This window comes from Aquitalea aquatica (assembly GCF_013911085.1).
Taxonomy (GTDB): Bacteria; Pseudomonadota; Gammaproteobacteria; order Burkholderiales; family Chromobacteriaceae; genus Aquitalea; species Aquitalea aquatica.
This window is the reverse complement of sequence record NZ_JACERN010000011.1, coordinates 1-13,858: the sequence shown is the minus strand read 5'-3', so window position 1 is coordinate 13,858 and position 13,858 is coordinate 1. Positions and strand designations below refer to the sequence as shown.

Genomic DNA, 13,858 nt, shown 5'->3' with positions numbered 1-13,858 from the left:
GGAATCTTTATTGTTGTCGCGTGAGCAGAAACATCAGCGGTGCCAGTGGTGACGGCTTAGCCAAGCAGGGTTTCGATGGCGTCGCCGATCTCCTGATCGAGTTTTTCCAGAAAGCGCAATTTTCGCACCATCACCGCAGCCGCGTCCAAGTCTGCTGTGCTATCCAGAGCATTTCCCAGTTCGGCTTCCAGTGCGCGCTTGTCGCTGCGCAGGCGGGAGGACAGGGCTTCCAGTGCATCGACATCACTGCTGTCGCGCGCTTCTTCTATGCTTTCGCGCCATTCCATCTGCGCCATCAGGAAATCCAGCGGCATGCTGGTATTGGTTTCTTCCTGGGTATCCACACCCTGCAGCGATAGCAGGTAACGGCCACGGCGCAGTGGGCTTTTCAGCGTCTGATAAGCTTCGTTGACGTGGGTAGCCTGCATCAGTGCCATGCGCTTTTCCGCATCCGGGCTGCTGGCGTAGCGGTCTGGGTGGACGGCGGCGGCGGCGGCACGCCAGGATTGTTCGAGTTGCTGGCTATCCAGCGCGAAGCGGCGCGACAGGCCGAACAGCTGAAAGAAATCCTGGGAGAATTCGGTGGTCATGGCCTTGGGCTGGGAAACTGCAGGTTGGCTGGCAGATGGCCGCTAGGGGCGGCCATCCACGGCAGTGTGGCGCGAAGGCGCGCAATCAGACGTTGAAGCTTTCGCCACAACCACATTCGTTTTTCACGTTGGGGTTGTTGAACTTGAAACCTTCGTTGAGCCCTTCCTTGGTGTAATCCAGTTCGGTGCCGTCCAGATAGGCCAGGCTCTTGGCATCGGTGAAGACGGTGACGCCATGGCTCTCGAAGGTGATGTCGTCCTCGATGGCCGAGTCGACGAACTCCAGCTTGTAGGCCATGCCGGAGCAGCCGGAGGTTTTCACCCCCAGACGGATGCCCAGGCCTTTGCCGCGTTTGGCCAGAAACTGGCTGACGTGGTTGGCCGCGCTGGCGGACAGAGTGATAGCCATGTCGTGCTCCTTACTTGCCGTGCTTTTGCTTGTAGTCGCTGACTGCTGCCTTGATGGCGTCTTCGGCCAGGATGGAGCAGTGAATCTTCACCGGCGGCAAGGCCAGTTCTTCAGCGATGGCGGTGTTCTTGATCGCCATGGCTTCGTCCAGCGATTTGCCTTTCACCCACTCGGTGACCAGAGACGACGAGGCAATGGCTGAGCCACAGCCATAGGTTTTGAATTTGGCGTCTTCGATCACGCCGTCGGCATTGACCTTGATCTGCAGCTTCATCACGTCGCCACAGGCCGGAGCGCCCACCATGCCGGTGCCCACGCTGTCATCGCCCTTTTCGAAGGAACCTACATTGCGCGGGTTCTCGTAGTGATCCATCAACTTGTCGCTGTATGCCATGGTTCTCTCTCCTGCTGACGGGGCCGGCCAAACTGGCTGGCCCACCCCGTAAATCATTGATAGTTCAGTGTGCGGCCCACTGTACCGAATTCAGGTCTACGCCTTCCTTGAACATCTCCCACAGTGGGGACAGTTCGCGCAGCTTGCCGATTTTATCTTTCAACAGCGCAATGGCGAAGTCGATTTCTTCTTCGGTGGTGAAGCGGCCCAGGGTGAAACGGATGGAGCTGTGTGCCATCTCGTCGTTACGGCCCAGTGCGCGCAGTACATAGGAAGGCTCCAGCGAGGCCGAGGTGCAGGCCGAACCACTGGAAACTGCCAAGTCCTTGATCGCCATGATCAGGCTTTCCCCTTCGACGAAGTTGAAGCTGACATTGAGGTTGTGCGGTACACGCTGGTCGATGTCGCCGTTGATGTACACCTCTTCCATGTCCTTGATACCGTTCCACAGGCGGTCGCGCAGCATGCGGATGCGTTCGCTCTCGCTGTCCATCTCTTCGCGGGCCAGGCGGAAAGCCTCGCCCATACCGACGATCTGATGGGTGGGCAGGGTGCCGGAACGGAAACCGCGCTCATGGCCACCGCCGTGCATCTGTGCTTCCAGACGCACACGTGGTTTGCGGCGAACATACAGGGCACCGATGCCCTTGGGGCCATAGGCCTTGTGAGCCGACAGGCTCATCAGGTCCACTTTCAGCACATTCATGTCCATCTTCACCTTGCCCGGCGCCTGGGTGGCGTCGACATGGAAGATGATGCCTTTTTCACGGCAGATTTCGCCGATTTGCGGAATATCCTGGATCACGCCGATTTCATTGTTGACGTACATCACCGACACCAGGATGGTGTCCGGACGGATGGCCGCCTTGAATTCTTCAATGTCGATCAGGCCATTTTCCTGCACGCCCAGATAAGTGACTTCAAAGCCTTGGCGTTCCAGCTCGCGACATGTATCCAGCACCGCTTTGTGCTCGGTCTTGACGGTGATGATGTGCTTGCCACGGCTCTTGTAGAACTGGGCGGCGCCCTTGATGGCCAAGTTGTCAGACTCGGTGGCACCGGAGGTCCAGACGATTTCCTTGGGGTCGGCATTCAGGAGCTTGGCCACTTCTGCCCGCGCATTCTCTACCGCCTCTTCTGCCGTCCAGCCAAAGCTGTGGCTGCGCGACGCCGGGTTGCCGAACTGCTCGGTCAGATAGGGAATCATCTTGGCGGCAACGCGGGGATCGACCGGGGTAGTGGCCGAATAGTCGAGGTAGATGGGAAGCTTGAGCTGACTCATTATCAATTCTCCGGGGATGCGGTGCGCTTACAGTGCGCTGGAGGCGGAGGCAGCGGTACGAGTGCTGCTTTCGCGCTTGTCCTGCATTACATTGCTATCTTTGGCTGCTGCTTCCTTGGCGCGCTGCTTTTCAACCAGGCTGCCCAGGGTGACCTTGGCCAGATAGTCGAAAATGGTGGCGTTCAGGTTGGTCCACAAGTCGTGGGTCATGCAGCGGTGATTGTCATGACAGTTTTCGCGGCCACCGCACTGGGTGGCGTCAACCGGCTCATCCACGGCGGCGATGATGTCAGCCACCGAGATGTCGGCCGGTACGCGGGCCAGGGTGTAGCCGCCGCCAGGGCCGCGCACGCTGTCAACCAGTTCGGAACGGCGCAGTTTGCCAAACAGTTGTTCCAGGTAGGAAAGGGAAATGCTCTGGCGTTCGCTGATGCCGGCCAGTGTCACCGGGCCATTGGCTTCGCGCATGGCAAGGTCCAGCATGGCGGTTACCGCAAAGCGGCCTTTGGTGGTGAGACGCATGATCTTAAACTCCGGTGGGTGGTTGGGCTTATTATACCCAATTCCCGACTAATTTGGTCAACTATAAATTCATCCATGCGGACATGGTTGTTGCAAAGCATCCCAGACCTGCGACGCAAGTGCAGCAAAGTTGAGCATTTTACTAGGTTTATAAACGGCCGGGGGCATTAATTACAGGCTGTGCAGGGCTTGGTGTATTATTCGAGCAAACGCCCGTTTACATGGGTGCAATCACAAATACCGCCTGCTGTGCGCTGCTGCTGCACTGCTTGCCGTGGTGACAGCGAAACATATTGCTGGTGGTGTTTTTGTCAGAGAGACAGGGAATATGAAGAAAGTGGTCATCAGCGGCACCGGCCTGTTTACCCCGCCGCATGCCGTCAGCAACGAAGAACTGGTTGTTGCTTTCAATCAGTATGTCGCAGCATACAACCAGCAGCATGCCGCAGAAATTGCCGCTGGCAACCTGAGCGCGCTGGCTGAATCCAGTGCCGAATTCATCGAGAAGGCTTCCGGCATCAAGCAGCGTTTCCTGATGAACAAGGATGGGGTGCTGGATCCAACGCGGATGGCACCTTATCTGCCGGAACGCAGCAATGATGAATTGTCCATCCAGGCCGAAATGGGCGTGGCGGCGGCCACGGCCGCGCTGGCCCAGGCAGGTAGAAGCGCCGCTGATATCGATATGGTGTTGGTGGCCTGCTCCAATATGCAGCGCCCCTATCCGGCGGTATCCATCGAGATTCAGCAGGCGCTGGGTGTGCAGGGCTACGCTTTTGATATGAATGTGGCTTGTTCTTCGGCCACCTTCGGCATCCAGACTGCAGTCAATGCCATCCAGAGCGGCCAGGCGCGCGCGGTGCTGGTGATCAGCCCGGAAATCTGCTCGGCTCACCTTAATTTCCGCGACCGCGACAGCCATTTCATTTTTGGCGATGCCTGCACCGCCATCGTGCTGGAAGCTGCCGAGTCGGCCAGTGCGGCCGAGCAGTTCGAAATCCTCGGTACCCGTCTGGCTACCGTGTTCTCCAATAATATCCGCAACAATTTCGGCTTCCTGAATCGTTGCGATGAGCAGGGCATAGGCCAGACCGACAAGCTGTTTGTGCAGCAGGGGCGCAAGGTATTCAAGGAAGTGTGCCCGATGGTGGGTGAGCACATCGTGCAGCATCTGGAAAGCCTGGACATCCAGCCGCAGCAGGTCAGCCGTTTCTGGCTGCATCAGGCCAATCTGGCGATGAACCAGCTGATTGCCCGCCGCGTGCTGGGCCGCGATGCGCAGGAGCAGGAAGCACCGGTGATCCTGGATCGCTATGCCAATACCAGCTCGGCTGGCTCGATCATTGCTTTTCATCTGTGCCGTGATGCTCTGCAAAGCGGCGATGTTGGTGTCATTTCCTCGTTTGGTGCCGGTTATTCAGTCGGCAGTGTTGTGGTGAAAAAGTGCTAGTTTTTGCCTGACAACTACTGTGCACGCGCAATTAATGACTGAAAACAGGGGAGGGGTGCTTGTCAAACTGCCCCTCTCTGCATAATGTATCCGACCAAAGCAGCCCAAAAGGCGCTTAATGAGATCGGACGATCGATAAAAAACACGAAGTCTGTACAAAGGAAAAGGAAAGAACACATGCAAGCTGCAAAAAAAATGCTGCTGGCCGCCGGCCTGATCGCCACGGCCTCGATGGCCGCGCAAGCTGCTGGTACGCTCGTATATTGCTCGGAAGGTAGCCCGGCCGGTTTCGACCCGGGTCAGTACACCACTGGCACCGACTTCGATGCCGCTGCCGAAACCGTATTCAACCGTCTGGTGCAATTCCAGCGCGGTGGCACCAAGGTAGTGCCGGGCCTGGCTGAAAAGTGGGACGTCGCTGCCGATGGCCTGTCTTACACCTTCCACCTGCGCAAGGGTGTGAAGATCCAGACTACTGATTACTTCAAGCCGACGCGTGACTTCAGTGCGGACGACGTGGTGTTTACCTTCGACCGCATGCTCAACAAGAACAACGCTTTCCGCAAAGCCTACCCGACTGAATTCCCGTATTTCACCGATATGGGCATGGATGAAAACATCACCAAAGTCGAAAAGCTGGATGCCAACACCGTCAAGTTCACTCTGAAGAGCATCGATGCTGCCTTCCTGCAGAACCTGGCGATGAGCTTTGCCTCCATTCAGTCGGCCGAATACGCCGACAAGCTGCTGAAGGCTGGTACACCGCAACTGCTGAACCAGCAGCCGGTAGGTACCGGTCCCTTCATCTTCAAGCGTTATCAGAAAGATGCGCAGATCCGTTTTGCTGCCAACAAGCAGTACTGGGACAAGGCCGACGGTCCTAAAGTCGACAACCTGGTATTTGCCATCACCACCGATCCCTCGGTACGTTTCCAGAAGCTGAAGGCTGGCGAATGCCAGATCACCGCTTTCCCGCGCCCGACCGATATCGCGGCCATGAAGGCTGACAGCAAGCTGAACGTGATTTCCCAGGCCGGCTTCAATCTGGGCTACCTGGCTTACAACGTGAAGCACAAGCCGATGGACAAGCTGGAAGTGCGTCAGGCGCTGGACATGGCTGTCAACAAGAAAGCCATCATCGACGCCGTATATCAGGGTGCAGGCCAGGCCGCCACCAACCCGATGCCGCCGACCCAGTGGTCCTACAACAAGAGCCTGAAAGATGCGCCGTACAGCGTGGAAAAAGCCAAGGCACTGCTGGCCAAGGCTGGCTACCCGAACGGCTTTGACATCACCCTGTGGGCGATGCCGGTTCAGCGTCCGTACAACCCCAATGCCAAGCTGATGGCCGAAATGGTCCAGGCTGACTGGGCCAAGATCGGCGTCAAGGCCAAGATCACCACCTACGAATGGGGCGAGTACATCAAGCGCGCCAAGGCTGGCGAGCACGATGCCATGCTGATCGGCTGGACGGGTGACAATGGTGATCCGGACAACTGGCTGGGCACCCAGCTGGGCTGCGAAGCCATGAACGGCAACAACTTCGCCAAGTGGTGCTACAAGCCGTTTGAAGACCTGCTGCAAAAAGCCAAGCGCACCACCAATGTGGCCGAGCGCACCAAGCTGTACAGCAAGGCACAGGAAATCTTCAAGCAGCAACTGCCGTACACCACGGTTGCCCACTCCACCGTGGTACAGCCGATGTCCAAGTCGGTGGTTGGCTTCAAGGTCAGCCCCTTCGGCCTGAACTCCTTCTATGGTGTCAGCCTGAAGTAATGCCAGCATGCTTCCCTGCGGGGAAGTGTTGAACATCGGGGGCGCAAGCCCCCGATGTTTTGCATATAACACTGCCTTATCCTTCCATCAGAGAAGGACGCGCAGTTGCCGGCACCACAGGCAGGGATGTCAGCAGGAAGCAGGATAAGCAGCAGGACGCAGAGGCCGGCGTGCCAGCGCCGTGGTGACAGGCTTGACCTGTATCAAAGGCGTAGCCGTGTGCGGGTGATATCTTCACTCCGTCGTGGCGAAGACGTGGCTGATGTAGGTGGGTGGTTCAGCTGGCGTCTTCTGCCCGACACCCTCTTGTTGTTCTCTTCGGCTCTCCCGCATTCCTCCCTGTTACCGGTATCGTCATCCAAATCCACGCTTTGGGTCTGAATTAACGGTGTCCATCTGCCATGCTGCAAGGCAGGGTGGATTCACGGGAGAAGTACGTATGTTGTCTTTCATTTTCCGCAGACTGGGTTTACTGATTCCCACGTTCTTCGGCATTACCCTGCTGACTTTCGGTCTTATCCGTATGATTCCCGGTGATCCGGTCGAAGTCATGGTGGGTGAGCGCACGCTGGATCCGCAGATGCATGCTGATGCCATGCACCGTCTTGGCCTGGATAAACCGTTGTATGCGCAATATATCGATTACATCAGTAATCTGCTGCATGGCAATCTGGGTGAGTCGCTGGTAACCAAAAGCAGTGTCTGGGTTGAGTTCAAGACGCTGTTTCCCGCCACGCTGGAGCTGGCGCTGGCCGCCATGCTGTTTGCCGTGGTGTTCGGCTTGTTGGCTGGTGTCACTGCTGCCATCAAGCGCGGCTCGATTCTGGATCATGGTGTGATGGGCATTTCGCTCACCGGTTTTTCCATGCCGATTTTCTGGTGGGGCCTGATTCTCATCATGTTCTTCTCGGTCAAGCTGGGCTGGACGCCGGTTTCCGGGCGGCTCGACCTGGCCTACGACATCACGCCGCGTACCGGCTTCATGCTGATTGATACCTGGCTGGCCGAAGCAGCCGATCCGGCCGCCAATGCTGGCGCGTTCAAGGATGCCTTGATGCATCTGATCCTGCCGGCCATCGTGCTGGGCACCATTCCGCTGGCGGTGATCGCGCGGATGACCCGCTCCTCGATGCTGGAAGTGCTGCGCGAAGACTATGTGCGTACCGCCCGTGCCAAGGGCCTGTCGCCGGCCCGTGTCATCTTTGTACATACCCTGCGTAATGCGCTGATTCCGGTGCTGACGGTGATCGGCCTGCAAGTGGGCACGCTGATGGGTGGTGCGGTGCTGACCGAAACCATCTTCTCCTGGCCCGGCATCGGCAAATGGCTGATCGATGCCATCAGCCGCCGCGATTACCCGGTGGTGCAAAACGGCATCCTGATCGTGGCCACGCTGGTGATCGTCACCAATTTCATCGTGGATATTCTGTACGGTGTCGCCAATCCGCGCATCCGTCACGCCAAATAACGCTTGCAGGTATCGCTATGACTAATGCAAACACCTCTACCGTCGCGTCGGCTGCCGAAGATGCGGCGCTGAGCTACCCTTCGCCATTCAAGGAGTTCTGGCAGGGCTTTTCCTATAACAAGGGCGCGGTGGCCGGGCTGATCTTCATGAGTATCGTGCTGCTGTGTGCCATTCTGGCACCGCTGGTGGCACCGTACAGCCCCATCGAGCAGTACCGTGATCATCTGCTGACGCCGCCGGCCTGGCTGGATGGCGGTTCCACGGCCTTCCTGCTGGGGACCGACGAACTGGGCCGCGACATCCTGTCGCGCCTGATCTACGGTGCGCGCCTGTCGCTGTTCATCGGCCTGTGCTCGGTGCTGCTGGCGCTGATTCCCGGGGTGGTACTGGGCCTGCTGGCCGCATTCTTCCCCAAGGTATTGGGCGGCGTGATCATGCGTGTCATGGACATCATGATGGCACTGCCCTCGCTATTGCTGGCGGTGGCCATCATGGCCATTCTGGGGCCTGGCCTGATGAACGCCATGATCGCTATTGCCACGGTGTCGTTGCCGGCCTATGTGCGGCTGACCCGCGCCTCGGCCATGACCGAGCTGAACCGTGATTACGTCACCGCCTCGCGCGTGTCTGGCGCCGGGCTGTTCCGCCTGATGTTCAACACCGTGCTGCCCAACTGCATGGCACCGCTGATCGTGCATGCGACCATGAGCTTCTCTTCGGCCATTCTGGAAATTGCTGCGCTGGGCTTTCTCGGCCTGGGGGTACAGCCGCCCACGCCGGAGTGGGGCACCATGCTGGCATCCGCCCGTGATTACATCGAGCGTGCCTGGTGGGTGGTGTCGCTGCCTGGCCTGACCATTTTGCTGTCGGTATTGGCTATCAACCTGATGGGTGACGGCCTGCGCGATGCGCTGGATCCGAAACTGAAGCGCGCCGCCTGAGGAGGGATGTATGAGTCTGCTGGAAATCAAGAACCTCTCGGTGGAGTTCGGTTCGCAACACAATCCTTTCCGTGCAGTGGAAGGGCTGGACCTGACGGTTGAGCAGGGCGAAATCGTCGGCATCGTCGGCGAGTCCGGTTCGGGTAAATCGGTCACCATGATGGCCATGATGGGCTTGCTGGAAGGTCAGGGCCGCATCGTGGCGGATACCCTGCAGTTTGATGGCAAGGATCTGCTCACCATCTCGGCGCGCGAGCGGCGCAAGATCGTCGGCAAGGATATCGCCATGATCTTCCAGGACCCGATGACCTCGCTTAACCCCAGCTACACCGTGGGTTACCAGATCATGGAAGTGCTGAAAATCCATCAGGGCCTGCGTGGTGCTGCGTTGAAGCAGCGTGCGCTGGAGTTGATGGAAATGGTGGAAATCCCGGCGGCAGCCAGCCGTCTGGCCGCCTATCCGCACCAGCTGTCCGGCGGCATGAGCCAGCGCGTGGTCATCGCCATGGCCATCGCCTGTAGCCCCAAGCTGCTGATTGCCGACGAGCCCACCACCGCACTGGATGTCACCATTCAGGCGCAAATCATGGACTTGCTGGTCAATCTGCAAAAAAGCCAGAACATGGCGCTGATCATGATTACCCACGATCTGGCCGTGGTGGCCGAAGTGGCGCACAAGGTGGCGGTGATGTATGCCGGGCAAGTCGCCGAAATGGCCAAGGTGCCAGGTATCTTCCGTAAACCGGCCCATCCCTACACCGAGGCCCTGCTCAAGTCGATCCCGGAACACAGCAAGGGGGCGCATCGCCTGTCCACGCTGGCCGGCATCGTGCCGGGGCAGTACGACCGGCCAAGCGGCTGCCTGTTGTCTCCGCGCTGTCCTTATGTCCAGGATAAGTGCAAGGCCCAACGTCCGGGCCTGACCGCTATTGAAGGTGGCGTCGTACGCTGCCACTACCCGATTACGGCCAAGGAGGCATGATGAGCACCGTATTGCAGGCACGGGATCTCACCCGTTATTACGATGTCGCCCAGGGCTTTTTCAAGCCGGCGGCCCAGGTGAAGGCGCTCAATGGCGTCTCCTTTGAACTGACTGCCGGCAAGACGCTGGCGGTAGTGGGCGAGTCTGGCTGTGGCAAGTCCACACTGGCCCGCCAGCTGACGCTGATCGAGCCGCCGACTGCCGGTTCGCTATTGCTGGAAGGGCAGGATGCGGCCACCGCCAGCAAGGCCGAACTGAAAGCCATGCGCACCAAGGTGCAGATGGTGTTCCAGAACCCCTACGCCTCGCTCAATCCGCGCCAGAAGATTGGCACCCAGCTGGGTGAGCCGCTGGAAATCAATACCAGCCTGTCCGCCAGCGAGCGCGAAGAACGCGTGCGCGCCATGATGACGCGGGTTGGCTTGCGCCCCGAGCATTACTACCGTTATCCACACATGTTCTCTGGCGGCCAGCGTCAGCGTATCGCCATCGCCCGCGCCATGATGCTCAATCCCCGCATCGTGGTGGCCGACGAGCCGACCTCGGCGCTGGACGTATCCATCCAGGCGCAGGTGCTCAACCTGTTCATGGATCTGCAGGAAGAGTTCAACACCGCCTATGTGTTCATCTCGCATAATCTGGCGGTGGTGGAGCACGTGGCAGATGAATTGATGGTGATGTATCTGGGACGCGCGGTGGAAGTGGGGGCCAAGGAAAAGATCTACTCCCGTCCGCTGCATCCTTATACCCAGGCCTTGTTGTCGGCCACGCCATCGATCCATCCGGAAGACCGCCGCATCAAGATCAAGATTCATGGCGAACTGCCCAGCCCGCTGAATCCGCCATCTGGCTGCACCTTCCACAAACGCTGCCCGTTTGCCAACGAGCGTTGCCAGCAGGAAGTGCCCGAATTGCGTGCGCTCGACGAGCGGATGATTGCCTGCCATCACGCGGAAAACATCAATAGCTGACCCATTCCGGTGCGGTTTTTATGACTAAGGCCGGCTTTTTGTCGGCCTTTCTTGCTTCTTGCACCAGAATGATCTGCAATCATGATGTAAAAGACGCAAAAGCCCGCCGTTCTGCCGCATTTTTGGCGCACTGCAACAAAAATGCCTTTACCCCCCTTACTCTGCACGATACAGTCGCCATGGCACACACATCCAAAGGGAAGCGAGAATTGAAAAGAGCCGTGTACGCCGGAAGTTTTGACCCGGTCACCAACGGTCACTTGTGGATGATTCGCGAAGCGGTAGAGCTGTTCGACGAACTCATCGTGGCGGTCGGCGTGAATCCGGAAAAACACTGTACCTTCAGTGTGGATGAGCGCGTCGAGATGCTGCGTGCCGTCACTCGTGGCTTCAACAAGCTGCGGGTCGACGTGTTCGAAAACCAGTTCCTGGTGAATTACGCCCAGAGTATCGGCGCCAACTACATCATTCGCGGCATTCGTACCGCCAGCGACTACGAATACGAACGCACCATGCGTTACATCAACTCGGACCTGCACCCGGACATCACCACCATCTTCCTGCTGCCACCGCGGGAATATGCCGAAGTGTCCTCCACCATGGTCAAGGGCCTGGTTGGCCCGCGTGGCTGGCAGAACATGATTCGCCAGTATCTGCCCGAGCCGGTCTATCGCAAGCTGATCGCCATGTATCAGCCTGAATAGGCGGTAAAGCAGGACTTGCTGATGCGCGCGCCGGTAGCTTATGCTGGCGCGCGTTTGTTTTTGTCCGAATGAATTACCCGGCAGGGCCACACCGGCTGCTGTCGCCAAGGAATGTTATGGTCGATGTCTCCGCCTTTGCCAACCGGCTGCAGAAAAATTACAAGCACTACGCCAAGTGGGCCTCGCGTCAGGGGCTGGATGCCTGGCGCGTCTACGACAAGGATGTACCGCAGTTTCCGCTGGCGGTGGATCTATATGGCGAGCGCGTGCACCTGCAGGAATACGACACCGGTTGGGCAATGGAAGAAGACGTCTATCAGCAGTGGATCGCTGCCATCATCGCCGCCATTGCCGAGGTCACCGGCCGCGCACCGCAGGCCATCACCCTGAAAAGCCGCCGCCGCCAGAAGGGCGTCAGCCAGTACGAGAAAGTGGGCAAGCTGGGTGATGACTTCACCGTGGAGGAGTTCGGCCAGCGCTTCATCGTCAATCTGGATGCCTATCTGGATACCGGCCTGTTCCTCGATCACCGCAACACCCGCAAGCGGGTACGCGAAGAAGCTGCCGGCAAGCGCTTTCTCAATCTGTTTGCCTATACCGGCAGCTTTACCGTTTACGCCGGCGCTGGCGGGGCGGTCAGTTCCGAAACCGTCGACATGTCCAATACCTATCAAGACTGGTCGCGCCGCAACTTCGAACTGAACGGGCTGGATCTGGCGCGCCATCAGCTGGTACGCGCCGATGTGTTCCAGTATCTGGAGCAGGCAGTAGACGAGGGCAAGCAGTTCGACCTCATCGTCATGGACCCGCCCACTTTCTCCAACTCCAAGAAAATGCAGGACATTCTCGATGTCCAGCGCGATCACGTCTGGCTCATCGACTACGCCATGGCGCTGTTGGCGCCGGGCGGCACACTGTACTTCTCCAATAACCTGCGCAGCTTCGTGCTGGACGAGCGGCTGGCCGAGGACTATCACATCCGCGATATCAGCGCCCAGTCGGTGCCGGAAGACTTCCGCAACCGCAAGATTCACCAGTGCTATCAGCTTAAAAAGAAAGCCAGCTGACATGCCGCAAATCATCATGCAATACAGCAGCGGGTTGCAGCTGGATGTGCCGGCCACCTTGCTGGCCATCAACGAGGCACTGCTGGGCAGCGGGCAGTTTCAGGCTGTTGATATCAAAAGCCGGGCCATCCCGCTGGATCACTGGCTGACCGGCACCGAGCCTGGTGCTCACCCATTTGTTCACCTGCAACTGCACATTCTGACCGGACGAGATCTGGCTACCCGCCAACAACTGTCCGCCAGCCTGCTGCCGGTATTGCAACAGCACGTATCAGGGCCTGCAGGCACCCAGCTGTGTGTGGAAATCTGCCAGATGGAAAAAGAAAGTTATAGCAAGCTGCTACTGTAAATCGCGCAGCACACTATATATAGAGAGCCAAGGCCCACTCAGTGGGCCTTTGTCTTGTGCGGGATAGCCAGACACAATCAGCCTGATTGCGACAAACCATGGTGGCAGCACTTGCAAATGCCGCCGCCAGTCCCATCTCTGCTGCTATTACTTATCCGCGGTGTCGCAACACCGGAAGGGAGCGCTACATGGCCACCATCAATATTACCGGCAGCACATTTAATGAAACCGTCGACAAGGGTGGCATCGTCATTCTCGACTTCTGGGCCGAATGGTGTGGTCCATGCAAGATGTTTGGCCCTACCTTCGAAGCTGCGGCGCTCAAGCATCCTGACATCGTGTTCGGCAAGATCAATACCGAGGAAGAGCAGGAACTGGCTGCGCACTTCCAGATCCGCTCCATCCCCACGCTGATGGCACTCAAGGATGGCATCATCGTGTTCAATCAGTCTGGTGCTATGATGCCGGCGCAGTTTGAAGAGCTGATCAAGGCTCTGCGTGATCTGGACATGGAAAAGATCAAGGCAGATATCGCTGCACAGGACGAGTGATTGCAGCTGCTGATTCATGTTTCCGATAAAAAGCCCGGCGCGAGCCGGGCTTTTTGCTGTCTGTGTCGGTAGAGTGACTCCCTTTTGCGCCAGCCAGGCTGTTTTTCAGTACCCGGAGCAGCCACTACGCCGCCTGCTACTGTGCATCCGCAGCAAAGCTGTAATAAAACGCCCATGGCATAATTGTTTTCCCCTCAGTCACTTAGCGCGCTGTGGGGCGGTATTTGGCCAGAATCTGCAGATTTCTTCGCACAAAGTGTTGACGAGGGGTGGGCGTGGCGGTATAGTTCGCCTCCTCAGCAGACAACGCAGCGACGGAAACGAAACGCAGCGACCTGCACCGCTCTTTAAAAAACAGAATAACCGATAGGTGTGAGTACTTGGCGAAAGCCAAATACTTGC

The 13,858-nt window shown here is 58.1% G+C and carries 16 protein-coding genes; 10 read left to right on the top strand and 6 right to left on the bottom strand.

Annotated elements, in window-relative coordinates:
• Positions 1–56: 56 nt before the first annotated feature.
• The 5 genes from hscB to iscR all read right to left on the bottom strand — a co-directional run bounded on the left by hscB (position 57) and on the right by iscR (position 3,197).
• Entirely contained in the window at positions 57–590 is a 534-nt protein-coding gene (hscB, locus tag H2Z84_RS03580) for a Fe-S protein assembly co-chaperone HscB (RefSeq protein ID WP_103524975.1), read from the bottom strand.
• 85 nt (positions 591–675) lie between these two features.
• Positions 676–999: an iron-sulfur cluster assembly protein IscA gene (gene iscA, locus H2Z84_RS03575; protein WP_103524974.1), complete on the bottom strand. Its 324-nt coding sequence runs from the start codon at positions 997–999 to the stop codon at positions 676–678.
• Positions 1,000–1,009: 10 nt separating this feature from the next.
• A complete protein-coding gene (iscU, locus tag H2Z84_RS03570; RefSeq protein ID WP_059286360.1) occupies positions 1,010–1,393 on the bottom strand; it encodes a Fe-S cluster assembly scaffold IscU in 384 nt (127 codons plus the stop codon).
• A 64-nt stretch (positions 1,394–1,457) separates the two neighbouring features.
• Positions 1,458–2,675, bottom strand: a complete 1,218-nt coding sequence (locus H2Z84_RS03565; protein WP_059286361.1) for an IscS subfamily cysteine desulfurase — start codon at positions 2,673–2,675, stop codon at positions 1,458–1,460.
• Between the two features lie 27 nt (positions 2,676–2,702).
• The gene (gene iscR, locus H2Z84_RS03560) at positions 2,703–3,197 is read right to left on the bottom strand and encodes a Fe-S cluster assembly transcriptional regulator IscR (RefSeq protein ID WP_124642523.1); all 495 of its coding nucleotides are present in this window, start codon (positions 3,195–3,197) and stop codon (positions 2,703–2,705) included.
• Between the two features lie 328 nt (positions 3,198–3,525).
• On the opposite strand from iscR, the gene H2Z84_RS03555 reads away from it, so the two are divergent.
• From H2Z84_RS03555 to trxA, 10 genes are all read left to right on the top strand, one after another.
• The gene (locus H2Z84_RS03555; RefSeq protein WP_181834759.1) at positions 3,526–4,647 is read left to right on the top strand and encodes a beta-ketoacyl-ACP synthase III; all 1,122 of its coding nucleotides are present in this window, start codon (positions 3,526–3,528) and stop codon (positions 4,645–4,647) included.
• Between the two features lie 177 nt (positions 4,648–4,824).
• Positions 4,825–6,423, top strand: coding sequence for an ABC transporter substrate-binding protein (locus H2Z84_RS03550; RefSeq protein ID WP_181834758.1), 1,599 nt, complete (start codon positions 4,825–4,827; stop codon positions 6,421–6,423).
• Positions 6,424–6,862: 439 nt separating this feature from the next.
• Positions 6,863–7,891, top strand: a complete 1,029-nt coding sequence (locus H2Z84_RS03545) for an ABC transporter permease subunit (RefSeq protein WP_124642529.1) — start codon at positions 6,863–6,865, stop codon at positions 7,889–7,891.
• Between the two features lie 17 nt (positions 7,892–7,908).
• Entirely contained in the window at positions 7,909–8,832 is a 924-nt protein-coding gene (locus H2Z84_RS03540; protein WP_181834757.1) for an ABC transporter permease subunit, read from the top strand.
• 10 nt (positions 8,833–8,842) lie between these two features.
• A complete protein-coding gene (locus H2Z84_RS03535; RefSeq protein ID WP_059286367.1) occupies positions 8,843–9,814 on the top strand; it encodes an ABC transporter ATP-binding protein in 972 nt (323 codons plus the stop codon).
• Positions 9,814–10,785, top strand: coding sequence for a peptide ABC transporter ATP-binding protein (locus H2Z84_RS03530; protein ID WP_103524968.1), 972 nt, complete (start codon positions 9,814–9,816; stop codon positions 10,783–10,785). Before H2Z84_RS03535 ends, H2Z84_RS03530 begins: the two co-directional genes overlap by 1 nt.
• 179 nt (positions 10,786–10,964) lie before the next feature.
• Positions 10,965–11,489, top strand: a complete 525-nt coding sequence (gene coaD, locus H2Z84_RS03525; RefSeq protein WP_059286369.1) for a pantetheine-phosphate adenylyltransferase — start codon at positions 10,965–10,967, stop codon at positions 11,487–11,489.
• Positions 11,490–11,605: 116 nt separating this feature from the next.
• Positions 11,606–12,556 (top strand): class I SAM-dependent methyltransferase, encoded by a 951-nt coding sequence (locus H2Z84_RS03520; RefSeq protein ID WP_181834756.1) that lies wholly within the window; start codon positions 11,606–11,608, stop codon positions 12,554–12,556.
• Between the two features lie 16 nt (positions 12,557–12,572).
• Complete coding sequence (locus H2Z84_RS03515) at positions 12,573–12,905, top strand: 5-carboxymethyl-2-hydroxymuconate Delta-isomerase (RefSeq protein WP_181834755.1); 333 nt, start codon at positions 12,573–12,575, stop codon at positions 12,903–12,905.
• A gap of 188 nt (positions 12,906–13,093) precedes the next feature.
• Positions 13,094–13,456 carry a thioredoxin gene (gene trxA / locus H2Z84_RS03510; protein WP_181834754.1) on the top strand — a complete coding sequence of 121 codons (363 nt, stop codon included), beginning with the start codon at positions 13,094–13,096 and terminating at the stop codon, positions 13,454–13,456.
• Between the two features lie 202 nt (positions 13,457–13,658).
• On the opposite strand, the gene H2Z84_RS21075 is transcribed toward trxA, so the two are convergent.
• Positions 13,659–13,858 (bottom strand): hypothetical protein (locus H2Z84_RS21075; RefSeq protein ID WP_220272678.1); only part of this gene is annotated, 200 nt, incomplete at its 5' end.